Genomic DNA, 24,636 nt, shown 5'->3' with positions numbered 1-24,636 from the left:
CAAGTATCGCTATATTATCATGGGTGAAATAGGCACGATGATCCGTTATGTGCAACAGGCCTTTGGCCAGTTCAGAGAAATTGAAGGTATTCATGACTTCTTTAACTAAGACTAATCCAGAATCGCTTGATAAGCGACCACCTGTATGGGAAATAGTGATGTTTGAATTGAATTTAACTTGATTTTTGTGTAAGCTAATCATTAGAAGAACTCCTTTCTTGTGGTTGGTTTAGTCACCTTTACCATATCAGAAAGGGGTTCTTTTTTCATCACTTAAAGGGTGATGATATAAAAAGTTAATTTCACCTGCCGTTAGGCAGTTTCTACATGTTCCAAAAGAAAGTATGAATTATTCAGGTATAAGTATACTGGTCAATTTTAAATGAATTTAGGTGCACTAAGCAAATTATCTGTATTCAATTTAACATAATCTGTGTTATTTATAAGTGTGATATGATTTTAACTCGTTAAACCTCATATCACAACTGCAATATTGAATACTAAAAAACTTCTGCTTTTAAAAGCAGAAGTTTTTTAGTAACGAATCATTTAAATGGTTTTCTTTAATTTTAATGGTGGTTTTACAAATAATGATAGAAGTAGACCAACTATAGTTAATAGCGCTGCTACTAGAAATGCCGATCTAAATCCACCGACTAAGGGAATCAGCATAGGACCTACAAGAGCAGCAATACCATAACCTTGATACACTAACCCATAATTCGCACCCAGATTTTGAATGCCGTAATAATCACTTGTAAGTGGCGGAATAACTGCTAAAAATCCTCCAAAACAAAATGCAATCATCGCTACAATCCCAAAGAATAACCAAGCATTTGGCGTTATTGTACTCAACAACCCTACTGCTATAGCAGTTAATACAAACATTATTGAGATAACGCGCAGTCTTCCAAATTTATCTGAAAGAATCCCCCAAGTAATTCTGCCTACAGCATTAAAAACAGCTGCTAAAGCTACTGCATTTGCAGCTACTGCTGGTGCCAGTCCTGCTACATCTATTCCAATGTCGCGTGCAAGACCAATAACAAGCAGCCCAGTAATTGTACCTGTCAGATAAATAAACCAAATTAGATAAAAAGATTTTGTTTGCATCATCTGAGTAACAGTAAATTCATTATCATTAATAATTTTACTGCTTACTTCTTCAGTATTTACTTTAGGTTGTCTAAGTAATTGTGCACCTATCAATCCTATAATAATATAAATAACACTCTGATAAAAAAAAGCTTTTGATACGCCAACAGATGCAATAAATGATTGAATAAAAGAATTAAATAAGAATCCGCCTAGTCCAAATGACCCTACGGCTATTCCAGTTATAAATCCTTTTTTATCCGGAAACCATTTAACACAAGTTGATAGTGGACAGACATACACAAATCCGATTCCAACCCCAGCTATTACACTGTAATATAAATATAATTGCCACAATGACTCTGCCGTTGAAGTCAGCATCAAGCCTAAACTATACAAGATAATCCCAATCGTAGCTATTTTTCGTGGTCCATACTTATCTTGCAAGCGACCTGAGACTATAGTCGTCAATGCAAAAATGAAGATAACCATAGAGTAGGCTAAATATACACCATTGGAATCCCACCCGTATGCATCAGACAATGGTTGATTGAAAAGGCTCCAAGTGTATACTCCACCAATACAAAGCTGCACTAATACAGCGCCTATTACAACCCACCATCTATTAAAAGATATTTTCAAATGCGGTCCCCCCTTAGTATTCTAATAATCATTATATTGAATGAATGATTAATTGCAATATCTTCATTTTCAAAACCACCATTCCTTTTACATTTTCAGTTATCTTTCAAATATAAACTTTTTCAGCTAATTTGCTTTAAAATATATTAAATATACCTTTCGTTCTATGGCTATCAATCAGATTTAATTTTAGATTAATAAGTTTGATATTCAAAATAGTTTACTTTTTTTCACTCGTAACATTTCGTTCACTTCTTACTTATTGTTCTCTTTTTTATAATTACTCAATTTGAAGTTTATTCTAAGCGTGTAATTATAATTAGAACACTAAAATTGATTACTTGCTCTTTATTCTATTATATGTTTGATTATCAATGATTTTAGATGAAATAGTTACTTAGCATTGGCTACTACACTTTAAAATATAATTTTTTTATTTATGATTATATTTTATCCATAATACATTTTTATCATACCTATCATTCTTAACATTTACTATTTATAAGTAACAAGTGTTTTAAATTGCTACCACCATAAACACTTTGTAGAGCTTTCCGATAATAAGGGTAAGGGAGTGATGTAAAATGGATAGAACAGAAACACAAACAAACAAACAAAAAGGCATCAAAGATAAATCAAAAGGACTTCGCCTAATACAATTTAAAAGTTTGAGAGCTAAAATTTTGTTCGGCTTTATTTTAGTTATCCTATTTATCATTGGATTGATGGTAGAAACAAGTATTTCTACTCTTCATACAAATAAAGAAACTGAAACAATGGTTACTCATGAGATACCTTTAATGATCGCTGATGAACGAGTTGGGTTCTCAGTAGCTAGACGTTCAACAAATGTTCGTGCCTACTTGATGACAGGCAATGAAAAATATAGAGATATGTTCGAAGAGAATGCTGAAGCTGTACAGCCATACGTAAAGACATTAGGAGAACTTTCTAATTCAGATACCGTAGATGAATTTATTACCACCCACGAAGAATGGACTCAAGGCATGTTGAGAGATGTATTTGATGTTTATGCGGCTGGAAATGAAACAGAAGCGCTAGCTAATATGGACGAACTTGCTCCAACTACTACTTTTATGCTGGATACGCTAGCTGAATCCGCAAGAAACCAAGAACAAGTGATTAATGAATCTGGAGAAAACATTATTGATATAGGACAGACAGGTCTCTCAATCAATCTTATTGTTTCTATTATCGTTATTATACTAGCGATTATCATTGCTTTATTAACTAGCAGATCAATTTCAATACCCGTTAAAAAAGTCATGGAAAGAATGAACGATATTAAAGAAGGCAATTTAAAAAATGATTATCTGAGTATCTCAAATAAAGATGAAACAGGACAATTGGCAGACTCTGCGAATGCGATGCAAGATCGCTTGAAAGACATCCTATCAAACATTTCAGAAGTGTCTTACCTCTTGTCATACAATAGTAAAGAATTATCTGAAACTTCTTCAGAAGTGATGTCTGGAACAGACCAGGTCGCAATGACGATGCAAGAACTATCTGAAGGTTCTGAAACGCAAGCACATACTGCGAGTAAACTATCTACAATTATGGATGACTTCTCACAAAAAGTTGATGCAACAAATAAAAGTGGACAACACATCAATACTTTATCAGAGAAAGTACTGAAAGAAACAGCTAACGGTACTACATTAATGGAATCATCTGAATCTCAGATGGTAAAAATAAATGACATTGTAAAACAATCAGTTGAAAAAGTCGATCAATTAGATATGCAAACACAAGAAATCTCAAAATTAGTCGAAATTATTCAAAATGTGGCCAACCAAACCAACTTATTAGCTTTAAATGCGGCTATTGAAGCGGCCCGTGCTGGTGAACATGGTAAAGGATTTGCTGTTGTGGCCGATGAAGTCCGTAAACTAGCGGAACAAGTCGATGTATCTGTTTCAGAAATCACTGGGTTTGTACAAACAATCCAATTGGAATCTAAAGGGGTAAGCGAATCCTTACAAGAAGGTTATGCAGAAGTTCAAACAGGAACCTCTCAAATCAAAGCAACGGGTGACACTTTCAAACAGATATCAAAATCTTTAAACGATGTCGCTCAAAATATTCAAGGAATCAATACTAACTTATCTGAACTAAAACATAACACCGATGACATGAACGCTTCTATTGAAGAAGTCGCTTCTGTTTCTGAGGAATCCGCAGCCGGAGTAGAAGAGACTTCAGCTGCTACGCAACAGATCAATAGTTCCATGGAAGAAATTGCTGGTGAAGGTGGAAAAATTTCCCAATTAGTTGAACTAGCACAAAATATGGATAATCTCCTTAAAGGATTTAAAATCTAATATCATTGAAAAAGATCCTTTAGCTATTTTCAGCTAAAGGATCTTTTTCCTAATCATTAATAGATTTCTTAAATTTTTTAATTTTTTTCTGCCCCCAGATATAATGGCTGGATGTATTAGAAATGAAATAACTGCCTAATGAAGTAGTCTTCGTCCACTTATAATATTTTTTTGTAAACATTTCTTCATTTGTATGTTCCTGAATTAACTGCATAACTCTTTCATGACTATCAATCAATTTTTCTTCTGATTCTAAAAGGGATACACTCTGTACAGATTTCCAGATTTTCTGATTTAGTACTGGAAGTTCTTTCCAACTATATCCTTCTGCTGGCATTGCGGGAATTCCACCTTGCATCCCTACCTCGTACCATTTCAACATCATCAAATGCCATTTATATAAATGCATCAAAACATCTCTTATATTCTTATCACGATCTTCAAATGGAAAGCTCTCCATTCTTTTTTCTTCAGGAATGGATTCAATCAAAGAAAATAGCATGTTAAATTCTTTTTCTGCAGCTTCTATTAATTCTGTCTTTGTCTGTGGTCTACTCATTTTTTTATCTCCTTTTTAACCTTATATAAGGGATCTAACAGGTAATACAATTAGAATCGCTTGAACAAATCAACAAAACAGCTTATGATAAAAGTACATTATTTTTAATGATACTGTTTAAGGAGTTTCTGCATATGGCCATGATTCTTATCCAATCTCTCAGTTTCCTTCTCGTCGTTCTGGTGGCCTACTTATTTAAAAAAACTGGAATTTTACGGTCGACTGATGGCACCATTCTTCAAAAAATCATTTTAAACATTACTCTCCCTGCTACAATCATTGTCGGTTTCAATGCCGTAAAAGTTGATGTCATCTTATTTATTATGATTGGTTTAGGGTTGCTTACTAACTTAGTACTTGTTCTAATCGGTAGCTTATTTTGGCGAAAAAAAGACCCTGTTGATCGCGCAATGATGATGTTCTCTCAAGGAGGATTCAACATTGGTAATTTTACTATTCCTTTTGTTCAAGGTTTTTTCCCCGCCGCCATTCCATTTATTGGAAGCTTTGATATGGGAAATGCTTTAATGCTGTTCGGCGGATCCCCCATGGTTGTAGATAAAATATTAGGCCAAGAAAGAGAAGAATCCAGTTATATTAAAAGAGCTTTGCGTTTATTCCATTCCCCCTCTTTTACGACCTATACTTTCATGTTCCTACTCGCTTTACTTGGGATCACGATTCCAAAAACGATCACTTCAGTAGTAGAGTTATTTTCCAGCGGTAATGCCTTTTTATCCATGTTTATGGTTGGGCTTTATTTGGAAATAGATATGGATACATCTTCACTTAGAAAAATATCTAAATTATTATCTGTTCGTTATACACTCGCTATTGCGGTAGCCGTTTTATTCTACTTTGTTCTTCCATTACCAGAAATTGTACGTTTCTCCCTAGTGTTAGTTACGCTTGCACCTGTTGGAACTGTCTCAACAATCAATATGATCGTTTATGGAAACAAGCGATCTACATCAAGCTTTTTATCTTCTATAAGTATCATATTTTCACTTATACTTATGACCATTGCTTTGACATTGTTAGCTTAAATGTCAAAGCTTCTGCTTTTTATTTGTATACAAACTGCTCAATTTCAACTGCACTATTCTCATTTATTTGATAAATTATAGCTGGTCTTCCTACCGTATTATAATCCATTTCCTCATCCAAAATCTGTAAATCAACCAAATATTGGATATATTTTTTTGTAGAAATTCGAGAAATACCTATTTCAGTTGCTATGTTCTCAGTCGTGAACCACTCTTTAGTAATAAGAATTTGTTTGACTACTTTTTTCATTGTAATCTTTGATATTCCTTTGGGAAATTCTATTGAACTTCTATTGGAAAGCTTGTTAGAATCCATTTCACTTTGTATAATTTGTTCGTTGCAGAAATACTGATCCAATGTTTTCTGATTCGTTACTTTCCCTTTCGATAATGCCTGATCAAATTTTATTATTTTTTTTAATGAAGCTTGAAATCTTTCAAAAGTAAATGGTTTTATCAAATAATCGGTTGCACCAAAATAAACTGCTTGCTGCACAGATTCTATGTCATCCGCTGCTGAAATAAAAAGTATCGGTATAAAGATCCCTTTTTCTTTAATGATTCGGCAAACTCAAGACCAGTCTGACCAGGCAAATAAATATCAAGTAAAATCAAATCTGGCTCTTGTTGGTCAATTATACTCCAAGCATCTGCTGTCGATTCAGCGTGTCCAATTACCTTTAATCCTTCCATACGTTCACAAAATTCTTTATTCAACATTGCTACCATAGGATCATCTTCAACAATTAAAACATCAATCATGACCTTCCTCCAACCTATAATCTAATTCAATTAGTACTTTACTGCCAATTTGCTCTTTAGATTCGACATCTATAATCCCATTATAAGAGCGGATAATCGTTTGAACAGCATCTAATCCGTATCCTCTTTTATTTCCTTTTGTAGAAAATCCTCTTTGAAAAATTTTCTTCTTTTCTTCTGAGCTCATTCCAATTCCCGTGTCTGTGACTTTTATTGTCAATATTCCTTCATCTTTATCATAATGCAAATAAAGTGAGATTTCTTTTCTTTTTTGTGTTTGTACAGCTTCAAAGGCATTATCCAACAAGACGCCTATTGCCACAATCAGATGGCGAGTCAAACTATTTACTTCAATGTTTGGAAAATAAGAATCTTTATCAATTGTTAACAGAACTTGTTTTTCTTTCGCCTCACTTGATTTACCTAACAGGAACCCAGCTAGTGCAGGAGATTTAACTTTTTCGGTAATATATCCTATTTCTTCATGGTAGTCTTTATTTAATATAGAAATATAGCTTTTAACTTCCTCGTATTTTTCTAATTCAATTAACCCTAAAATAACATGTAACTGCTTCAAAAAATTGTGACTTTGAGCACGCAGTGAGTCTATATATTGTTCAGTGCCACTCAACTCTCTTAATAGATGCTTCATTTCCGATTGATCTCTTACTGTCGCTACAGCCCCTGAAAATTCTTGATTAATCCATATAGGGGAAATATTTACCACGATATCTAAATGATTCAGGACGAGCGAATGATCAGAAACTGTCTCTTTAGTAGAAAAGCACTCTGAGAATAAAACCGTGTATAGTTCTCCACTCACTTCTCCATTCATAGAAACTATTTCTGGAAGATTAGCTTGTTTAAAAATAGCTTTTGCATTCTCGTTCATCAGCAAGACTTTTTTATCCATGGAAATAGCAATAATTCCTTCAACCACAGCATCTGTAATAATTTTTCGTTCTTTCAGTCTCGTAGCAATTTGTTTCGGCTCTAAACCTAACAATGTTTTTTTAATCTTGTTTGCTAATAAAATAGAACCTGTTAATCCAACCATTAACCCCACAGCTAATCCATAAATTAGTTTTTCTTGAGCTGCCTGATTTTGAATGGCAATCGTTTCATTTGTAATTCCTACACATACGATTCCCACCTGTTCTCCAGCTTCGTTTATAATTGGCGTAAAAAAACGCCTGCCAGCTCCTAAAATTCCAATATGTTCAGAAAAATGTTCACTGCCATCTAACGCCCGGCTAGCATCTTCAATATTAGAGAACTTTCCACCAATTACCGCTTTCTCTGGATGCGAGTATCTTATTAGATTATTATCCAAGACAACGATAAATTCTACATCTGTATCTGCTAAAACTTCATTTGCATACTCTTGTACCTCTGGATCTATCACTTCATTCGTAACAGCACCAATAACTCGATCATCTTTCGCTACAATTCTGGCAATGGATGAGATTTTATTTTCGATTACCTGATATTCTCTGTCTACAACATAATTTTGCACTAGTAATGCTGAAGCTCCTAGAGAAAAAAAGACTGTAAGCAATATCAATAAGATCATTAAAGATCTCAAAGATAAAAAGCGAAACCATTTTTGTCTATTCATTTTTATTTTCACAATATCCATTCTTTATAAATTTATTTAAGGCAATACTCTCATTAAATATAAACCTACCATTATATAAAGATCAAGTAAAGTTGATTTTTATGTGCATAAATTAACAATTTAAACTTTAGAAAATAATATTGGTTTATCTTATTCAAGAAATATATCCACCTTATATCATAGTATTTATTAAATCTCATATAATAATATCTTGCTTACATAAGTTACGAAACTTACTTTACTTCTATATTGTTCATTTAATCACAAAATAACTATATAGTTTTCTTAAAGGTAAATGTCGACAATTTATCACTTAGATTTATATGTGAATAAACGAACATACAGGAGGAATTACATGTTTTTCGATATATTAAATACTACTCTTACTGACATGACTATATTAAGTGCTATTTCATCTACAATTTTTATTATTCTCTTAGGCTTCATCGCACGTAAAAAAGAAATTTTCAATGATCAAGTTGGGAAAATCCTTTCAAAAGTTGTGTTAACAGTTGCTTTGCCCGCATTAGCTTTTAAAGCATTTATGCAAGATATTGATCCAAGTTCATTAGCTGAAGGAAGAAACGTATTAATCTGGGGAATTGCTATTTATATCATTCTGATCGTACTTTCTAAACCTATTTTCATGAAGTTCAAAGGTGATGAACAAGATACACTTCGTGTTCTAACTATTTTTGGCTCAACAACATTTTTCGGTATTCCGATTGTGGGCGCAATATATGGAACAGAAGGTGTGCTTTATGCTTCAATTTTTAATATTGGATACCGAATATTCTTGTATTCATATGGATACATCAAAATGAGTGGCTTAAAAATGGAAATGAAAAACGTTAAATCAATGTTTTTAAATCCGATTGTTCTTGCTACTTTTTTAGGATTGTTCATATGGTTGGTGCAAGGATACTTACCACAAGTTACTGTAGCAACCGAAACCGGATTAACTGAAGTTGCTTTTTTAAGAATTGATCAGACAGCTCCATGGTTGTTTCAACCCATGACTTATCTAGCAGGAATTGCTTCTCCACTAGCATGGTTAGCCATCGGTTCAACCTTAGGTGAAGTTAGCTTTAAAAAAGCAGCCGCTTCAAATACTTCCTGGTTTTACAGCTTTGCCAAAGTTATTTTAGTTCCAATTATCAACATTGCGTTTCTACTCATATTGACTTTAACAAATATTTTACCAGTCAGTCTAGTCGGATTAGGAACAATTGTAGTTATGATGGCAACACCAACAGCAACAGTAGCCGCAGCTTATGCCATTAGCTTTGATAAGGATGCCCTACTCGCTTCAAACGCATCTTTACTCTCTACCATATCTGCTGTTGTAATGATGCCTATATGGATTGTGATTATAAGTATGCTTGACTCATTAGGTATCTTTTAATTAAACTCAAAAATCGAAAATTACTATTACTTCCAAGGAGAGAATGTATATGACAGTCAAAATTGTTTGTTATGGCGTTAGACCAAATGAAAAAGAATATTTTGAAAAGTTAAATACTTTTCATTATAAATTAAACTTAGTAGAATCATTACTAAATCACGATAATGCTGAAGCTGCTATGGGAATGGATGCTATCATTCTCAGAGGTAACTGCCTTGCTGATAGGAAAAACATTAAAAATTTTGCTGAATATGGCGTAAAATATTTGTTAACCAGAACAGCTGGATTTAACCATATTGATCTAGAAGCTGCAGCTGATTACAATATGATGGTAGCTAGAGTACCGTCATATTCACCCAATGCCATTGCTGAGTTATCATTAACACTAGCTATGTCTTTATTACGTCATACAACCTATACAACTAACAGAACAGCAAAAAAAGACTTCAGAATCGATACCACTATGTTCAGTAAAGAAATAAGAAATTGTACAGTTGGTATTATTGGAGTAGGTAAAATCGGTCAAACAGAAGCCTCATTATTCAAAAGTCTAGGAGCGAATGTACTAGGATATGATGTTTACCAAAGTGATAGCGCTAAAGAAACTGTAGAATTTAAAAGTTTAGACGACGTGTTAGCTGAAAGTGATATCATTAGTGTACATGTTCCCTATATTCCAGGTGAAAATGATCAAATGATTAATTCAGAATTTATCAATAAAATGAAAGATAAAGCCATTTTAATTAATACAGCTCGAGGTGAACTCCAAGATAATCAGGCACTTTTAGATGCTATAAACTCAAACAAATTAGATGGAATTGCTACAGATGTTTTTGCAAACGAATCCTCCATTTTCTTTAAGAAATATGACGAAGATCAATCCTTAGACGATCCCGTCATACAAGGGCTGGTTGATCTATATCCTAGAGTATTGATTACACCACATGTCGGTTCAAATACGGATGAAGCTTTAAAAAACATGATTGAAACCAGTTATGAAAATTTAGACAGTTTAATCAGACAAGGTTATTCAACTAACGATGTAGCCCTACCAGAAAAAACTTCTATGACCGTATAACACTTTTAAAATAAGCAGTAGATGAAACAGTTTATACTGAATCATTTACTGCTTTAATTTTTACATATTATTTCCATACTCGTTTCTTTGCAAATATTTCATGGGAATATCCCATAATAGAAATCGGACTCATAATCAGTTGATAGCACAATACAAAAATAATAAATCCAAACCTGTTTTTCCGTATGCTCAAGTTTAACTCTTTGAATACTTTCTTTTGATATACATATAAAATATAGTTCTGCAATAACGCTAAGGGCAAAACCAAAAGTGTCATAGGTCCAATAATCCAGAAGAATCCAAAGAATGCCAGTACTAATCCTGGTATCCACGCGAAAGTGTAAACAATATCTAAATAAGGCATTAATAAATTGATACCGGTTAAAATACGAATATACTTAATCGGTTGTTCCCATGGTTTCACAGCTTTAAGCCCTTCAATCATGCCTCTTGCCCAACGGCTTTTCTGTCTATAAAAGTGAATAAATTTACTAGGTACTTCTGTAAATGCGACTGCCATCGGTTCGAAATACACCCGCTTATTTTCCCTAAGCATCTTCCAGGTTAGTACAATATCTTCTCCAATCGCATCTGGCCATCCACCAACTTGCTTCAATATATCCGTTGTATACAGAGAGAACGCCCCTTGTGCAACTAACGTTCCTTGATACATACCTTGCATTCGTTTAATACTCGCGGTCCCTAAAAAATATTCCCATTCTTGTAGTCTAGCTAGTAAATTTTGTCTACTATTTCTTACAAGTACTGATCCTGCTACAGCACATGTATAAGCAGGCGCTGTTAATATTCTAGAGACAACATGCTTTACAGCTAATTTATGCAATAATGTGTCAGCATCCAATGTAATCACATAGTCCGTCTCTACAACTTTAAGCGCTTCGTTAAGGGCATTAAACTTTCCAGGTTCTTTTGCATAAATCACTTGCAAATTTAACTCTAATTCTTCTCCTGCTTCTATAGATCGTTGATCCGTCTGATCAGTAGAGGCGTTGTCCACAACGATCACTTTAATTTCCCCATCATAAATTTGATTTTTTATATAAGAAAGGGTATTTGCAATAGTTTCTTCTTCGTTATAGCATGCGATAATAATCGTTATAGGCACTTCTGGATCTATCGTTTTAAACTTAGGCTGCCTGTCCAGTAACAAACTCATGATAATAAAAGAATTAATTAATCCCGGAACATAACCGATTCCTGCTATAATCACCACTGCTATAAATGGTGTAGTTATCACTCCTAAATCATGAACCCATGGTAGAGAAAAATAGATAGAAATAATAAGCCAAATAAATGCAAATGTTATAGAAAGTATAAACTTTTTATTAATAGAAATATAATGTTTCTTTATTGGTTTATTACCGATCATGAAAGAGCCTCCTATTGCTTAATTTATTAAGCATACTAATTGCAACGATTTAAGGAAATAGGATATCCATCAATATTATGTACAAAATGTAACAGTTTATAAATCTATTTCCTCTCATTAAAATGAATCAAGCAAATAATTGATTTATACTTTGTAGAGCGTATAGTTCGGTTACTTACAAATAGCAGATAAACATATCGAACGCTTATTTAAATAAGTTTCTTTTTACTGAACGATATGGAAACAATTATGGGGTAACAAAAATGCACCAGAATGTTATATAACATTCCAATGCATTCTATTTTATAAATAGTGTTTTTCCATCGTCTTGTGCACGATACCCACTTGTTTGTATTCATCACTAGTAAATATGAAACCTAGCTTTTGATAAAATGACCACGCATTGATTCTAGCATGTAACCAGATTTTTTGTACTTCATTATCTTGTGCCCATTTTTCTGCAAATAAAACTAATTTAGTTCCTACAGATTGTCCCTGGTAATCAGGATGAACAGCTACTTGCTTCATTTGATAACTATTTCGATCTGTTTCAATTAAAAATAGTGTTCCCACAACTTTATTTCCAGAAATAACCACAAAATGTATAGCCTTCTCTTCTTGGGAGAGATTATCTTGCTTTATATCCAAACCTAAGGGCTTTCTTAATACTAAATCTCTTAAGCTAAGTGAAAGCGTATATTCAGGATTATGTGTAGAGATTCTTTTTATGAGCATATTTTCCATACCGGTTCACCTACTTCAAATAAATATTAACTAATTAATAAAAAAACCTTATCTAATTTAGACCATTAGACAAGGAATGGAAAGTATTTATTGTTAATCCTCTTCTGGCATAACGAATGCTAAAATAATGTAGATCAGTAAGTTTGACGGCAAAAGCAAAAATAAAATTCTTATAGCCCATGCTGAAATACCCGTGAATTCTGCTATTCCCCCACATACTCCCGAAAAGACTCTATCGGTAGAAGATTTAGTAAGTTTTCCTCCCATTTTCAAATCACCTCTTCTATAAATAATTTTGTTACTCTTAAAATAACGTTCTTTAGCGAAAAAATCAACTAATTACCCATAAGACAACACAAGATTCTTCTATTCGCTTTTCAATTCGTTTATACTATTAATAGAATCGATTAATAAAGGAGAGATTTCATGAGTGAGTTAGTCACATTAGGTAAATCAGGGTTACAAGTTCATCCAATCGGATTAGGTGCCAACAAAATTAGTGACGCTGATCCTTCTACCAATACTGAATACGGTGGTGAAATTCTTTTAGATGCTATCGAAAAAGGATTGAACTTCATCGATACTGCCTTCATATATGGAAACGGCAAATCAGAGTCTATTATTGGTGAAACCTTGAAAAAACATAATCTTCGCAAGGATATTGTAATTGCTACGAAAGGGGCACATGAAATTATAGATGGAGAAATCAAATTGAATAATTCTCCTGATTTTCTGACTAAACAAGTTGAAGACAGTTTACAAAGACTTCAAACAGATTATATTGATCTTTATTATATTCACTTTCCAGACGAAGACACACCTAAGGCAGAAGCAATTGGTGCCTTATCTCGCTTGAAAGAACAAGGAAAAATTCGCTCGATCGGTGTTTCTAACTTTTCATTGGATCAAATTAAGGAAGCTAATGTTCATAACGATATCGACGTTGTTCAAGATGAATATAACTTACTGAATCAAGAAGCTGAATCATCTGTTTTCTCCTATTATAATGAAAAAAATATCAGCTTTATTCCTTATTTCCCTTTTGCTTCAGGCTTACTTGCAGGTAAATATGATAAAGATACCCAGTTAAGTGATAGACAAAGAAGTCGTCCACAATTTCAAGAACCCACCTATAGTGAGATTCTTTCAAAAGTAGATCGTCTAAATACATTGGCTGATCAGTATAATACAGGAATACAAAATATTGTTTTGGCATACTATTTATCTAAAGATGTAATAAATGCTGTGATTCCTGGAGCTAGAAACAGAAACCAAATGGAACAGAATCTGGAAGCTGCAAATATCAAGCTTACTCAAGAAGAAATTAATTTTATTTCAGAACTTTTTCCAAAAAGTTATAAATTAAAATAAGCTAAACCGAGTAACTACCAGAAAGCAACCTTCTGGTAGTTTTTAATATTCTTTCTTTTTTAAATATAAATAAGTTGTCCACCCTAATAATATAGCAAAGATTACAACTGATAGAGAGCCTAAAGGCGTGTCTTTCCCAATTAGTCCTCCTGTATTGATTCCCCATAAACTAAAAATCAGTGTTGGAATCGCAATCACTAATTGAGCAGAATCCAAATATTCCATAATGCCATTCAACTTACTATCGAGCATATCCGAAATCAACCCACCCGTAGTATCAATCAAATCTCTATTTAAACTAATGAGTTTATCTGTTTTCTTTATTTTTCGTTTTATTTCTCGTACATGCCTCTCTTCCGTAGCCATACTTTGGAACAACTCACTAGCAAGTAACTTTTCAATAGTTGCTTTCTGATCAACTAACGTTTGTTCTAAAAAGACCATATCTCTCTCCACATCCGCTAAGTCCGTTAAGACCTCTCGTTTAGTTGTGGAACGTGCTCGTTCGCTGATTTCATCAATAGCTCTTTTCAAACGATTAATCTCTACAGTATATATTTGATACATATTTAAAATACATCCAACAATCAGCTGACTAGGTTGAACGGCTTCTGATAAATCTTTCTTTATTGAAGGCGTGATCGACACATCCCTTTTATCTGTTATCGAAATCATTTTTTCCTTATTGTAAATAAAGGTGATCGGATAAAGACCTTTTTCTATTGAATGCGGTTTACTGGTTTTATAATTAATCAGCACAAGAAAAGCGCAGTTCCCTAATGTTTCAGAATTGAAATGTTCAATTTCAGTCATATTCTCTGGAAAATACTGAGTCACAAACATATCTAATGGAATATCATAATATTTCCCTAACTTTTCTACTTCATGACTAGTTGGATTATTGACCGCAATCCATTTTGCTAGATCCTCTAGACTATTATTTAACTGGTTATTTTGAAAGTTATAATAAGTGATCATCATTTTGGCTCCTTTCATATTGAATGATGATTGAACTGTATTTCTTTAGTTACCCTATTATCGCATGTTCAAAGAAAATAAAAAACTAGATATCCTTTTTTATCTGGGATCTCTAGTGATTATTCTATTATTCATTTATGATTTTTTCTATAGAAACCATCATCTGTTGGAAAAACACTTCTGCATCCAACTGACTATTTGATTTCCACTCATAGGCTGCTCCATATAACATCCAGCTTAAAGCAGTTGCTGAGCTTCTGATCTCTATTTCACTTTTAGAGCTATACCTAGACTTCAATGCCTGCAGTAATACTTGCTCTACTTCTTCTCGCAATATCGCTTCAGTACCTGAAGCTAAATCTTCATAACTTTTCGTACACATATCAGAAAGTTCTTCATGAAATTGAGTCAATGATAAAAATAGATTTTTCAAAGTATTCTCACAAAAATTTTTATTCTCGGCTAACTCACTTCGAATATTTTTCAACAAATTTTCTCTCGTTACAATTTCAAATAATTCATATTTATCAGCGAAGTAATAGTAAAATGTTGCTCTATTAATCATTGCTTCATTTGTTATATCACTAATCTTTATTGCTTCAAATCTCTTCTGTTGTAACAATTTCATGAAAGCTTCAATAATTGAGTGCCTAGTTCTGACTTTACGAATATCGATCGTTTTTGTAGTTTCCATACCTGCTGTTCCACCTTTATACGACATTTTCATTAATTTGTTGGATAAGCAACAAAACCAGTTAATTGTTGGTTGTTACTTATTTAAAGTAAGTTATAATAAGATTATACAACAGTTGTTGGAAAAACAACAGTAGTAAATAAAAATAAAATACAGACTAGGAGAATAAACAATGACTGAAAAATTAAATATTGGTATTATTTTAGGAAGCACTAGAGAAGGACGCGTAAGTGAACAAGTTGGAGAATGGGCAAAACAAATTGCAGATCAAAGAAATGATGCGACTTATGAGATCGTTGATATCGCAGAATACAACTTACCTTTCCTAGGAACAACAGACGGAACAGAACCAGGATTAGCAAAATGGACTGAAAAAATCAACTCATTAGATGCTTTTGTATTTGTAGTAGCTGAATATAATCACGGCCTTCCAGCTGCATTAAAAAATGCTTTAGACGTTGCTGCACCAACTTCATGGCATAATAAAGCTGCCGGTATTATGAGTTACGGTTCAACTGGTGGAGCTCGTGCAGCTGAACACTTACGTGGAATTTTAGGAGAATTATTTATTGCAGATGTTCGTACACATCCAACATTTTCACTATTCTTAGATTTTGAAAATTTCACTACATTCAAACCAGCTGAATTACACCTTGAAAACATGACTTCATTATTTGACCAAGTAAATTCTTGGGGTAAAGCTCTTAAAACTGTAAGAAATTAATCATTAATTATAATAAAAAAAGAGACTTGCTAAATAGCAAGCCTCTTTTTTTTGTTCAAAAAAATTAATTAATTAGATCCAGCGTTCATTGATTCTTTTTCTAATTCAGCTTCGTGAGCCATAGCTGCTTGTCCTAATAAGTTCAAGTAGTTCCATGGACGGTCAAATACTGGTTGGAAGAAGAAGTCTACTAAAGCTAAATCTTCAATTGTCATTTTGTTTTGGATTGCTAATGACAATGTGTTTGCAGATTGAGTGATGTCATATTTAGACATTACTTGTCCACCAACGATACGTTTTGTTCCAACTTCATAAACTAGTTTCATCATGATTTTTTCATTAGTTGGCATGAATTCCGGACGATAGTTATCTTCAAACATAACAGCACGAGCTTCAAGACCCATTACTGGAGCACTTGCTTCACTCACGCCTGTTGAACCAATGTTCCAGCCGAATAAGTGTAACCCAGATGTTGATTGAGTTCCTCTGTATTCCATTGTTGGTTCTTTGATGTTTTTACCTACTAATAGTCCCATACGAACAGCATTAGTTGCTAATGGGATATAAGCGTGTCCACCAGTTGGATTGTAGTTTACAGCACAGCTGTCGCCTGCCGCAAATACGTCTGGATTACTTGTACGCATATAGTTATCAACGATGATTGCACCATTACCAAGCATTTCAACTTGTCCTTTAACAAGTTCGGTATTTGGACGGAAACCAACACACAAGATAACCAATTCTGATTCGTATTCTCCACCAGATGTTTTAACTGTAGTAGTTGTTCCATCTTCACTATCTACAAATCCTTGAACCATTTCATTTAACTGAACTTTTACTCCACGTTCTCTTAAATCATCTTCTAAAACAGTTGTGAATTCAGAGTCAAGATATTTATTTAAGATACGGTCAAGTCCATCAACTAATGTTACTTCTTTACCATCTTGAGCGAAAGCTTCCACTAGCTCGATACCAATGTATCCTCCACCTACGACAGTGATTTTCTTTTTATCTTCTTTACGGGCAATAATTTCTTTTGCCTGATTATAGTTTTTACATAATACTACATTTTTGCTTTGGATTCCTTCAATTGGAGGAATAATTGGCCAAGAACCAGTTGTTACAACTAATTTATCAAAAGTATCTTCTGTTTCTTCCCCAGTTTTAAGATCTTTAACCGTTAATTTTTTCCCTTTAGTATCAATGTTTAATACATCATGTTCCATTTTTACTTCAGCACCAAAAGAAGCTAATTCTTCAGGGTTTGAATAGAATAATCCTGCAGGGTCTTTAACAACTCCACCTACGAATAAAGCAATACCACAAGATAGGAAAGAGACATTATCGTTTCTTTCATATACAGTTACTTCTGCTTCAGGATTTTCACTTAATATAGTTTTAACCGCCGATGTCCCAGCGTGTGTACAACCTACTACTACTACTTTCATTCTTAATTTTCCTCCTAGAAAATATATTGTGTTTTCTTTAACAACGAAGAACAGAGAAATATCAGGCCGAAAGTTACCAAATTCACAATTCAGAATAAATAGTTTTATAAACAGAAATTGAAAAATTCTGTTTTCTTCTATTCTAAACTAGTGAATAGTTCCAATCGTATAATTGAATGCTTTCTTCAATATCCCTTACCCGGTGATTCACTGCACTAGTTACAACTGAAAATAACATTTTTGTCATTTCCATAATCATTATACTCCAGAATGAACAAAATACAAGAGAATTGCTCAAATTAGTTCAATAAGAAATCCCTATACTTATAGGTTTTTTCTCAAACACTTATTATTAATAAGTAATATTGTGTATTAATTCTTTTAAATCGGTTCTAATATTCTACAAGCAGTGGATAGTTTCATAATTTTTTGATTACGAATAAATAGTGAAATATTAAAGTAAGATTGTTATAATATGATTTATGTTTTGAAAATTCAACTATTACTTTTCAAGAATGGAGAATATAAAATGGAACAATCCCCTCCCACAAAACAACTCGATCAGAAAGTCGTCCAGTATGACAAGGCTCAGAGTCTGGCAAATTCTATCATCAGTTTAATTATCTGCAGTATTTTAATTATGTTTACTCTTTGGTTAAACTGGCACACTTGGCTAATTCCAATATATATCATACTACTGATTTTCATAACTAGTATAGATTATTTTATACTCCCTGTTCTGCGGTTACGGTCAATTCGTTATGAAGTGCATCCTTTATACTTAGAAATTATGAAAGGAATTTTTTTTAAATCGCGTGAGATTATTCCAATTGAAAGAATTCAACACGTATTAATTGAAGAAGGACCTCTATCCAGAAGATTTGATGTTCGAGATGTAAAAGTATTTACTGCTGGTACTTCTCATGATATCCCACTGCTGCTGACAAAAGAAGCTTCAACTCTACATGATCAAATACTTAACCAGATCAAGGAGGTTGATTCAGATGTTTAATAAGCAGCGATTACATAAATTAACTTTAGTCACTCAATTCTATAATATTCTGGTAAGAATTTTATCTGGTTCATTTTTCATTATTGTATTGGCTTTCTTTCAAGAACCTGATTTATCAAATATCTTAATTTTTTTAGGCATTTTTTTGGCTTTATCCTTACTTCTATTTGTAGTAGAAACTGTAAAATATTTCCGCACTTATTATTGGATTGAAGGTAATCGTTTGGTACTCCAAACCGGTTTATTTATACAAAAAGAAAAAGATATTCAAATTAGTCGAATACAAAGCATTGATACTAGTGAAGATATCGTGCATCGACTGCTTAAAGTCACCAAGATTACGGTGAATACACCTGGTCAAGGTCTTATCCTGGATGCTCTTTCTGTCAGTCAGTATAAAGCGTTGTCCGATTACTTGAACCAATTAAAAATATCATTAAACAAAAGAACTGAAGATGAATTTCCTGAAGATAAGCTTGCAGTAGATGACAACTCAGAAGTCATTCGATCAGAAGCTGAAGATGCTCCAGCAGAAACTACATTGCTTCAGTTATCTGTTGGAGAGATAGTCAAAATGACTATATTGAACGGTGCGATTTTTCGTGGATTTTTCATTTTTTTAATAGGGTTCAATTTTCTTACTGACCTGCCTTTAGATGACTTATTCACTGAAGTAGGCTCCGTTTTCATCAGTGCTTCTATCATTATTTTATTGGCTTCGATTTTTATCGGAATGATTCTAATTTATACAATCGGCATTATTGCTTCAATCATTAAAAACTATGGCTATAAAGTAACCTTGTCTGGAGAACACTTAAATATAAAAAAAGGATTATTAGAAACACAAAGTCAGACAGTTCCACTAAAAAATGTTCAAACATTAGAAGAAAAACAAAACTGGCTGATGAAATTTTTTGGTTACACCACTTTCTCTTTAGGTCTTACTAGTGATTCATCTCAAAAAAACAATGAAAACAAAACAGAAATTAAAGAAGATGGACAAGTCGTTTTGTTTCCTATCGTTAAATCCGAAAAATTGAATCCACTAGTAAAACAATGTTTCCCAGAGTTTGTATTATCTCCTGTTGAAAATGTTGTTCCAGTGCGATCAATCAGAAGATTTATTCAATTTCCCGTATTATTCTGGCTGATCATCGCTGCTGCTATCAGCATAATGTTCTGGGTATATGCCTGGATTGCTGGTCTTATATTAATTCTTTTTTACGGTTTTTATGGATATCGTTCATACAAGCTGACGGGATATCATCTTTGTGAAAATGAAATTACAGTACAAACGCCTACACTATTTGCACTGACTAAGACATATGTACCAAAGAATAGAATTTTAAATTTACAAGTTAAGCAAAATCTTTTTTTGAAAAGAGCCAACTTAATGAAAACTAATTTCAGTACTGCTCATGGTATAGCTTCAAAGGAATTCAAATTAAAATATATTGAAGAAAAAGATGCCTTTAAAATATTTGAATGGTTTAGAAATGGAGGAATTAATTGATATGGATATACGAAAAGTCGATTCTAAAGTAATCAAACTTTGGCGAATAAAAGCTGTATTACAGGTAGTCACTTCTTCTATAGTTGTTTTAGCAGCTTTAGGGTCCTTACATTTCTTTGCCGAATTAACGATTCCCAGATGGATGATAATTGTGGCTTTATCTCTTATTTTCATCAGCTCAATTTTCTTCATCTTTCTACTTCCTGATTTAAAAGGAAAATATTGGAGGTATAGTTTTGATAATGATCGAATCATGTTAAAAACCGGTGTATGGTTTCGAAATAAAGTAACGATTCCTATGATTCGTATCCAAAATATAGAATCAAATGTCGGACCGATTGCAAAAAAATTCAATTTGACTTCCTTGCGCATTACAACAGCATCAACTACCTATAAATTACCTGAGATAAATTCTCAAGAAGCTTTAAAATTACAAAAATGGATTCAACAAATTATTCAGAAAACCATATAAATTTAACCCATACTCTGCATAGATTACGAGTATGGGTTTAGTTATTTTATCAATAGTCAGTTCCTTTCAGTCTAAGGTAAATCCACTTGAATAGTAATGCGAATGTGAAGATTGTAAATAAGAAAAATCCTAAATAAAGCATAAATCTGCCTAGCGGATAATTCAGTGCGACTTCCTGTTGTACACGGTAAAGCTCTGCATCACTCATCATGTCGAGGTCTTGGATTGGTATTAGTATCGTCCATAAAAAGTAACCAATGACTATTATACCTAGACTAAAAACAGCTCCTGAAAACAAGTATGTATTGATTTGGTTTTTCATTATTTTCTCCCTTCTATTTTTTTCAACTCTATATAAAATCTATCATAATAAACATCTCTAAGTTTAAATTTTCTTATAATAAAAATTTATTAAGCTAAAATATGAATGCTTCTTATACTTGTTGATAATTTTATGATTTTAAGATTAAACATTTAAGTTATTGAATCAGTCTTGTTATCATTAAATTATCGAAAGGAGACGACTTAATATGTACAAAATTAATGTATCTAAATTATTAGCACTTAGCTTGACTGGCGCACTGTTAGTTGGCTGTTCTGATGATTCTAGCTCTAGTGATGAATCCACTTCCGAAGAAGTCGGGACTGCTGAGGACTCAGATCTTTCTTCTGAAAGTACTGAGGATTCAAGTGAAGAATCGACTGAGGAAGATGGATCTTCTACAGAAGAAAATGGTGAAGATGAATCAAATGATGAATCTGATAGTCAGTCATCCTCAAACGATATCCAATTAGATATGGACTCCAGCAAGGTACTGTTACCGACTACCTTTCCTGATGTGGAGAAATCTTCTCTTTCTACTAATATTGTAACAAATAATCCAGACCAATATACAGTAGAATATTTAACTGAACAGGATCAGTCCTTTGTAGAAGTCTCAGGAACAATGTATAAAAATTCTGATTTGGCAAATGAAGAACTGCGTACTTTTACTGATGGAAAAACAGTTGGTAAAATAGAAGAAAACAGTACCGATCTAGGACATGATATTACCGGATATGGTGAAGGTGCAGCGGGTACTCAATATTTTGGATGGTCAGAAGGAAATTGGCAATTCTTAATTGAATCTGCCAGTGAAGATCAGATGAATAATCCTGATATTGCTAAGCAGATGGTGGAGTTTCTAGAAGAAAATTATCTCCCAGCCCCAGATGATACTGGAATGGTCTATGTAAATTATCCAGCAGGTGGGGATGAAGTAAGTGTAGATATCAGATGGCAGGATCAAGAAATGGTCTATCAGCTTATGACATCTGAAGTGCCGCTTGATGCACTTGAAATGACAACCTCATTCGAATAATAAATAGAGCTGAACCTTTATAAAGGTTCAGCTCTGTTCATTTAGTTAAGATGGATCCTTTCGGTACAAAATAAATGAATATACAGTTGGAACCAAAATCATGAGTATAATTGTGCTTATAGTGATAATGAAGTGTAGTAAACCAGGTTGACTTCCTAGCTGAAATAGATTACTTATAAATATAATAATGCCTCCTGCTATAAAGCAAACACCGCCTAATCTATGAGTTTTATTCCAATTATCTGCATCATGTAATGTCCAAGGTAATTTAATCCCAATTGTATAATTCTGCCTTGATTTAGGTAAATAATTTCCTATCACGATAAATAAAATACTAATCAATAGCGTAACAACAAAAGGAACAGAGATACTGATTCCGATTGAAATAAACAAAGAAATAGGTAATAAAATTACTGAAAGTGCAGGAACCAGCCAGATGATCATTCTCTTCATCCACTTAGATTGATTTTGTCGCTTGGGATCATTGGTTATGGCTGTAATGCTAATGATGTTTATGACAGCAAAAAATACAGGCAATCCAAATATAGCCCACGGTTTGGACATATAATTATCGATTTCTCCAGCAGCGTTCCAGTGGACTGGTATCTGATCTGGCAAATCTCTATACATAAATACCCCTAATACTATTGGTAATAAACAGACGAGAGTTGTAATGATTAAAGTCTGTTTTCTGAAGTTAATCATTTCTATTTTCCTTTCTAAACTGAGAAAACCAGAGCATGGTTTCTTCAAATACTGATATATTTAATTCATAATAAATAAAATTTTTATACTTCTCTTCATGAATCAAATCTGCTTTTTTTAATTGGTTCAAATGATAAGATAGTGTTGCTCCAGCTATATCAAAGTGTTCTTTTATCTCTCCCACTGTCATCCGCTGATCTTTCAGTAATACCAGAATCTCTCTACGAACCGGATCAGATAAAGCTTTAAAGGTCTCGGGAAATCCCATTATATTTTCCTTTCTATATTATCTAATTAATAAATTTTCTATTTCTAATTTCATCTAAATAGTACGCCTATCTAATTAAACTGTCAATATTATTTCTAAAATATTCGAAATAGAATTCAAAAAAAGAGCAGTTCATATGTTATGCCCTTTAATGTTGATCAAAAAATCAAGGTATAGGATAGTACATTACTGAACTGCTGCTTTTAAAATTTATTTTATGGTTTCATCATTGTTATAATACCGTTCAGCTGATAGTCTAACCCCTCTGCACGAGCAGAATGAAGTCTAGGATCTGTAAAAGTTGAAGCTTTCTCGATCTCAATATTTTCTGAACGGATTCCGGCATTCTTTAAAATATCAAGGTTGGCATCAAGCATGCTTAATTGATATTTTTTCCCCTTTGGACTAAAAAACTGATCACGATTTCCAAATGTTTCAAATGCATCATAGACTTCTGATCCAACTTCGTAATGATCTATATCTATTGACGGACCTAAATATGCTAGTATATTTTCTTTTTTACATTTAAAATCATTAACCATCATATCAACAGCATTTAATGAGATACGCTGAGTTGTTCCACGCCACCCAGAGTGAACACTTCCCAGTACTTGTGCTACTGGATCAAATAATACCACAGGAGTACAATCCGCAAACTTGATCAAGAAGGCAACATTTGGTTGATCAGTAATTAATCCGTCTGTTTCTTTGAATGTTTTTCCAAAAACAAACGCTTCACCGTTTTCACCATCTACATAAGTAATATTTGCACTATGTACCTGTTGACCCGTATAAATCTCGTTGGGATGTATATCCATTTTGCTGATCGCTTTTTGAACATCCTCTATTACTGCTCTCCCGGCTTTTTGATAGCGGAAATTATAACCTGTTCCTGCAATATAATTTTGTAAGCCATATTTTGATAATAGTTTTGACTGCACTGTATAACTCCTATCTTGTGGTAAACACACTTTTATAATCTCATAACTTTTTCTATACTTCAATACTTTATAAATCATTATTTTGATCTATACTGATAAATATACCATTAAGCTAAAAGCATTATGGTGTTAAGTCAAGAGAATAGATTAAAATGACAACCTAATTTCATAAAAAAGGGTGCACTGAACTAAACCGCCACGCATTCGAAAATACGTTCGGTTTATGTCTTCGGATAGTCGTCCTTAAGAAATAGTTTCTCTTAAGACTCCATCGCCTCCGATCTTGCGATATAGAGTTGGTGATCGCTTAGGAGTGCAAACACCAGACGCACTAATTTTCGTGCAGTTAAGACGAGGGCTCGTTTGTGTTGTGTTTTCGGTACTTCTTTATATTTTTTCTGGTAATAGGCTTCATACTCAGGAATATATCGTCTTACAGAGTTGGCAGCTTGAACTAAGTAATAA

Annotated in this window: 26 protein-coding genes and 1 pseudogene; 10 read left to right on the top strand and 17 right to left on the bottom strand. The window is 33.2% G+C overall.

Going from position 1 to position 24,636, the window contains the following annotated elements:
* Window positions 1–202 (bottom strand): transposase (locus BM212_RS08490; RefSeq protein WP_177206400.1); only part of this gene is annotated, 202 nt, incomplete at its 3' end.
* A 347-nt stretch (window positions 203–549) separates the two neighbouring features.
* Window positions 550–1,737, bottom strand: a complete 1,188-nt coding sequence (locus BM212_RS08485) for an L-lactate MFS transporter (protein WP_218149703.1) — start codon at window positions 1,735–1,737, stop codon at window positions 550–552.
* Window positions 1,738–2,321: 584 nt separating this feature from the next.
* Between BM212_RS08485 and BM212_RS08480 the strand changes: the two genes are divergently transcribed.
* Window positions 2,322–4,082, top strand: coding sequence for a methyl-accepting chemotaxis protein (locus tag BM212_RS08480; protein WP_091898067.1), 1,761 nt, complete (start codon window positions 2,322–2,324; stop codon window positions 4,080–4,082).
* Window positions 4,083–4,131: 49 nt separating this feature from the next.
* Here BM212_RS08480 and BM212_RS08475 read toward each other — a convergent pair whose 3' ends face one another.
* Entirely contained in the window at window positions 4,132–4,641 is a 510-nt protein-coding gene (locus tag BM212_RS08475) for a ClbS/DfsB family four-helix bundle protein (protein WP_087057710.1), read from the bottom strand.
* Window positions 4,642–4,775: 134 nt separating this feature from the next.
* Here BM212_RS08475 and BM212_RS08470 point away from each other — a divergent pair, with 134 nt between their 5' ends.
* A complete protein-coding gene (locus BM212_RS08470; RefSeq protein ID WP_087057708.1) occupies window positions 4,776–5,687 on the top strand; it encodes an AEC family transporter in 912 nt (303 codons plus the stop codon).
* Window positions 5,688–5,706: 19 nt separating this feature from the next.
* Here BM212_RS08470 and BM212_RS08465 read toward each other — a convergent pair whose 3' ends face one another.
* Genes BM212_RS08465 through BM212_RS08455 form a run of 3 tightly spaced genes read right to left on the bottom strand, consistent with a single transcriptional unit; the run spans window position 5,707 to window position 7,965 of the window.
* On the bottom strand, window positions 5,707–6,183 hold the full coding sequence (locus BM212_RS08465) for a response regulator (protein WP_177206399.1): 477 nt from the start codon (window positions 6,181–6,183) through the stop codon (window positions 5,707–5,709).
* Window positions 6,184–6,188: 5 nt separating this feature from the next.
* Window positions 6,189–6,449, bottom strand: coding sequence for a response regulator (locus tag BM212_RS08460; protein WP_091898063.1), 261 nt, complete (start codon window positions 6,447–6,449; stop codon window positions 6,189–6,191).
* Window positions 6,442–7,965 (bottom strand): ATP-binding protein, encoded by a 1,524-nt coding sequence (locus BM212_RS08455; RefSeq protein ID WP_218149702.1) that lies wholly within the window; start codon window positions 7,963–7,965, stop codon window positions 6,442–6,444. Before BM212_RS08455 ends, BM212_RS08460 begins: the two co-directional genes overlap by 8 nt.
* A gap of 457 nt (window positions 7,966–8,422) precedes the next feature.
* Between BM212_RS08455 and BM212_RS08450 the strand changes: the two genes are divergently transcribed.
* Entirely contained in the window at window positions 8,423–9,472 is a 1,050-nt protein-coding gene (locus BM212_RS08450) for an AEC family transporter (protein ID WP_072695543.1), read from the top strand.
* A gap of 49 nt (window positions 9,473–9,521) precedes the next feature.
* A complete protein-coding gene (locus tag BM212_RS08445) occupies window positions 9,522–10,550 on the top strand; it encodes a 2-hydroxyacid dehydrogenase (RefSeq protein ID WP_091898061.1) in 1,029 nt (342 codons plus the stop codon).
* Window positions 10,551–10,617: 67 nt separating this feature from the next.
* On the opposite strand, the gene BM212_RS08440 is transcribed toward BM212_RS08445, so the two are convergent.
* The 3 genes from BM212_RS08440 to BM212_RS08430 form a co-directional block, all read right to left on the bottom strand.
* Window positions 10,618–11,940, bottom strand: a complete 1,323-nt coding sequence (locus BM212_RS08440) for a glycosyltransferase family 2 protein (protein WP_091898059.1) — start codon at window positions 11,938–11,940, stop codon at window positions 10,618–10,620.
* A gap of 303 nt (window positions 11,941–12,243) precedes the next feature.
* A complete protein-coding gene (locus BM212_RS08435) occupies window positions 12,244–12,684 on the bottom strand; it encodes a GNAT family N-acetyltransferase (RefSeq protein WP_091898057.1) in 441 nt (146 codons plus the stop codon).
* Between the two features lie 93 nt (window positions 12,685–12,777).
* Window positions 12,778–12,951 (bottom strand): PspC domain-containing protein, encoded by a 174-nt coding sequence (locus tag BM212_RS08430; RefSeq protein WP_072695551.1) that lies wholly within the window; start codon window positions 12,949–12,951, stop codon window positions 12,778–12,780.
* Between the two features lie 159 nt (window positions 12,952–13,110).
* On the opposite strand from BM212_RS08430, the gene BM212_RS08425 reads away from it, so the two are divergent.
* The gene (locus BM212_RS08425) at window positions 13,111–14,055 is read left to right on the top strand and encodes an aldo/keto reductase (RefSeq protein WP_072695553.1); all 945 of its coding nucleotides are present in this window, start codon (window positions 13,111–13,113) and stop codon (window positions 14,053–14,055) included.
* A gap of 42 nt (window positions 14,056–14,097) precedes the next feature.
* Here BM212_RS08425 and BM212_RS08420 read toward each other — a convergent pair whose 3' ends face one another.
* Window positions 14,098–15,033, bottom strand: a complete 936-nt coding sequence (locus tag BM212_RS08420) for a CorA family divalent cation transporter (protein ID WP_176935411.1) — start codon at window positions 15,031–15,033, stop codon at window positions 14,098–14,100.
* Between the two features lie 127 nt (window positions 15,034–15,160).
* Window positions 15,161–15,727: a TetR/AcrR family transcriptional regulator gene (locus BM212_RS08415; RefSeq protein ID WP_072695555.1), complete on the bottom strand. Its 567-nt coding sequence runs from the start codon at window positions 15,725–15,727 to the stop codon at window positions 15,161–15,163.
* 172 nt (window positions 15,728–15,899) lie between these two features.
* Here BM212_RS08415 and BM212_RS08410 point away from each other — a divergent pair, with 172 nt between their 5' ends.
* Window positions 15,900–16,451, top strand: a complete 552-nt coding sequence (locus tag BM212_RS08410) for an NADPH-dependent FMN reductase (RefSeq protein WP_091898054.1) — start codon at window positions 15,900–15,902, stop codon at window positions 16,449–16,451.
* A 68-nt stretch (window positions 16,452–16,519) separates the two neighbouring features.
* On the opposite strand, the gene BM212_RS08405 is transcribed toward BM212_RS08410, so the two are convergent.
* On the bottom strand, window positions 16,520–17,899 hold the full coding sequence (locus BM212_RS08405) for an FAD-dependent oxidoreductase (protein WP_072695561.1): 1,380 nt from the start codon (window positions 17,897–17,899) through the stop codon (window positions 16,520–16,522).
* 529 nt (window positions 17,900–18,428) lie between these two features.
* Here BM212_RS08405 and BM212_RS08400 point away from each other — a divergent pair.
* From BM212_RS08400 to BM212_RS08390, 3 genes are read left to right on the top strand one after another with little or no spacing between them, the layout of a single operon-like run.
* Complete coding sequence (locus BM212_RS08400) at window positions 18,429–18,911, top strand: PH domain-containing protein (RefSeq protein ID WP_072695563.1); 483 nt, start codon at window positions 18,429–18,431, stop codon at window positions 18,909–18,911.
* On the top strand, window positions 18,904–20,424 hold the full coding sequence (locus BM212_RS08395) for a PH domain-containing protein (protein ID WP_177206398.1): 1,521 nt from the start codon (window positions 18,904–18,906) through the stop codon (window positions 20,422–20,424). The genes BM212_RS08400 and BM212_RS08395 overlap by 8 nt, the downstream gene beginning before the upstream one ends.
* Before the next feature lies 1 nt (window position 20,425).
* Window positions 20,426–20,896 carry a PH domain-containing protein gene (locus BM212_RS08390; protein ID WP_177206397.1) on the top strand — a complete coding sequence of 157 codons (471 nt, stop codon included), beginning with the start codon at window positions 20,426–20,428 and terminating at the stop codon, window positions 20,894–20,896.
* A gap of 49 nt (window positions 20,897–20,945) precedes the next feature.
* Here BM212_RS08390 and BM212_RS08385 read toward each other — a convergent pair whose 3' ends face one another.
* Window positions 20,946–21,218, bottom strand: a complete 273-nt coding sequence (locus BM212_RS08385) for a hypothetical protein (protein ID WP_072695569.1) — start codon at window positions 21,216–21,218, stop codon at window positions 20,946–20,948.
* A 208-nt stretch (window positions 21,219–21,426) separates the two neighbouring features.
* Between BM212_RS08385 and BM212_RS08380 the strand changes: the two genes are divergently transcribed.
* Complete coding sequence (locus BM212_RS08380) at window positions 21,427–22,257, top strand: hypothetical protein (RefSeq protein WP_091898047.1); 831 nt, start codon at window positions 21,427–21,429, stop codon at window positions 22,255–22,257.
* 45 nt (window positions 22,258–22,302) lie between these two features.
* On the opposite strand, the gene BM212_RS08375 is transcribed toward BM212_RS08380, so the two are convergent.
* The 4 genes and pseudogenes from BM212_RS08375 to BM212_RS08360 form a co-directional block, all read right to left on the bottom strand.
* Window positions 22,303–22,962, bottom strand: coding sequence for an SdpI family protein (locus BM212_RS08375; protein WP_091898045.1), 660 nt, complete (start codon window positions 22,960–22,962; stop codon window positions 22,303–22,305).
* Window positions 22,955–23,230, bottom strand: coding sequence for an autorepressor SdpR family transcription factor (locus BM212_RS08370; protein WP_072695575.1), 276 nt, complete (start codon window positions 23,228–23,230; stop codon window positions 22,955–22,957). The genes BM212_RS08375 and BM212_RS08370 overlap by 8 nt, the downstream gene beginning before the upstream one ends.
* A gap of 215 nt (window positions 23,231–23,445) precedes the next feature.
* On the bottom strand, window positions 23,446–24,171 hold the full coding sequence (gene pgeF / locus BM212_RS08365; protein ID WP_091898043.1) for a peptidoglycan editing factor PgeF: 726 nt from the start codon (window positions 24,169–24,171) through the stop codon (window positions 23,446–23,448).
* 260 nt (window positions 24,172–24,431) lie between these two features.
* Window positions 24,432–24,636: pseudogene (locus BM212_RS08360) on the bottom strand (IS110 family transposase); the annotation flags it as partial.

Source organism: Marinilactibacillus piezotolerans, from assembly GCF_900114235.1.
Classification (GTDB): Bacteria; Bacillota; Bacilli; order Lactobacillales; family Carnobacteriaceae_A; genus Marinilactibacillus; species Marinilactibacillus piezotolerans.
The sequence above is the reverse complement of the archived record's forward strand: the minus strand, read 5'-3'. Positions and strand labels throughout refer to the sequence as shown.

Excerpts from the sequence above, each read along its gene's own strand:
- BM212_RS08470 (WP_087057708.1), top strand. The coding sequence starts at position 4,776 with ATGGCCATGATTCTTATCCAATCTCTCAGTTTCCTTCTCGTCGTTCTG.
- BM212_RS08430 (WP_072695551.1), bottom strand. The coding sequence starts at position 12,951 with ATGGGAGGAAAACTTACTAAATCTTCTACCGATAGAGTCTTTTCGGGA.
- BM212_RS08395 (WP_177206398.1), top strand. The coding sequence starts at position 18,904 with ATGTTTAATAAGCAGCGATTACATAAATTAACTTTAGTCACTCAATTC.
- BM212_RS08480 (WP_091898067.1), top strand. The coding sequence starts at position 2,322 with ATGGATAGAACAGAAACACAAACAAACAAACAAAAAGGCATCAAAGAT.
- BM212_RS08375 (WP_091898045.1), bottom strand. The coding sequence starts at position 22,962 with ATGATTAACTTCAGAAAACAGACTTTAATCATTACAACTCTCGTCTGT.
- BM212_RS08410 (WP_091898054.1), top strand. The coding sequence starts at position 15,900 with ATGACTGAAAAATTAAATATTGGTATTATTTTAGGAAGCACTAGAGAA.
- BM212_RS08440 (WP_091898059.1), bottom strand. The coding sequence starts at position 11,940 with ATGATCGGTAATAAACCAATAAAGAAACATTATATTTCTATTAATAAA.
- BM212_RS08445 (WP_091898061.1), top strand. The coding sequence starts at position 9,522 with ATGACAGTCAAAATTGTTTGTTATGGCGTTAGACCAAATGAAAAAGAA.
- BM212_RS08420 (WP_176935411.1), bottom strand. The coding sequence starts at position 15,033 with ATGATCACTTATTATAACTTTCAAAATAACCAGTTAAATAATAGTCTA.
- BM212_RS08435 (WP_091898057.1), bottom strand. The coding sequence starts at position 12,684 with ATGGAAAATATGCTCATAAAAAGAATCTCTACACATAATCCTGAATAT.
- BM212_RS08425 (WP_072695553.1), top strand. The coding sequence starts at position 13,111 with ATGAGTGAGTTAGTCACATTAGGTAAATCAGGGTTACAAGTTCATCCA.
- BM212_RS08450 (WP_072695543.1), top strand. The coding sequence starts at position 8,423 with ATGTTTTTCGATATATTAAATACTACTCTTACTGACATGACTATATTA.
- BM212_RS08370 (WP_072695575.1), bottom strand. The coding sequence starts at position 23,230 with ATGGGATTTCCCGAGACCTTTAAAGCTTTATCTGATCCGGTTCGTAGA.
- BM212_RS08415 (WP_072695555.1), bottom strand. The coding sequence starts at position 15,727 with ATGGAAACTACAAAAACGATCGATATTCGTAAAGTCAGAACTAGGCAC.
- BM212_RS08475 (WP_087057710.1), bottom strand. The coding sequence starts at position 4,641 with ATGAGTAGACCACAGACAAAGACAGAATTAATAGAAGCTGCAGAAAAA.
- BM212_RS08390 (WP_177206397.1), top strand. The coding sequence starts at position 20,426 with ATGGATATACGAAAAGTCGATTCTAAAGTAATCAAACTTTGGCGAATA.
- BM212_RS08460 (WP_091898063.1), bottom strand. The coding sequence starts at position 6,449 with ATGATTGATGTTTTAATTGTTGAAGATGATCCTATGGTAGCAATGTTG.
- BM212_RS08385 (WP_072695569.1), bottom strand. The coding sequence starts at position 21,218 with ATGAAAAACCAAATCAATACATACTTGTTTTCAGGAGCTGTTTTTAGT.
- BM212_RS08380 (WP_091898047.1), top strand. The coding sequence starts at position 21,427 with ATGTACAAAATTAATGTATCTAAATTATTAGCACTTAGCTTGACTGGC.
- BM212_RS08400 (WP_072695563.1), top strand. The coding sequence starts at position 18,429 with ATGGAACAATCCCCTCCCACAAAACAACTCGATCAGAAAGTCGTCCAG.
- BM212_RS08405 (WP_072695561.1), bottom strand. The coding sequence starts at position 17,899 with ATGAAAGTAGTAGTAGTAGGTTGTACACACGCTGGGACATCGGCGGTT.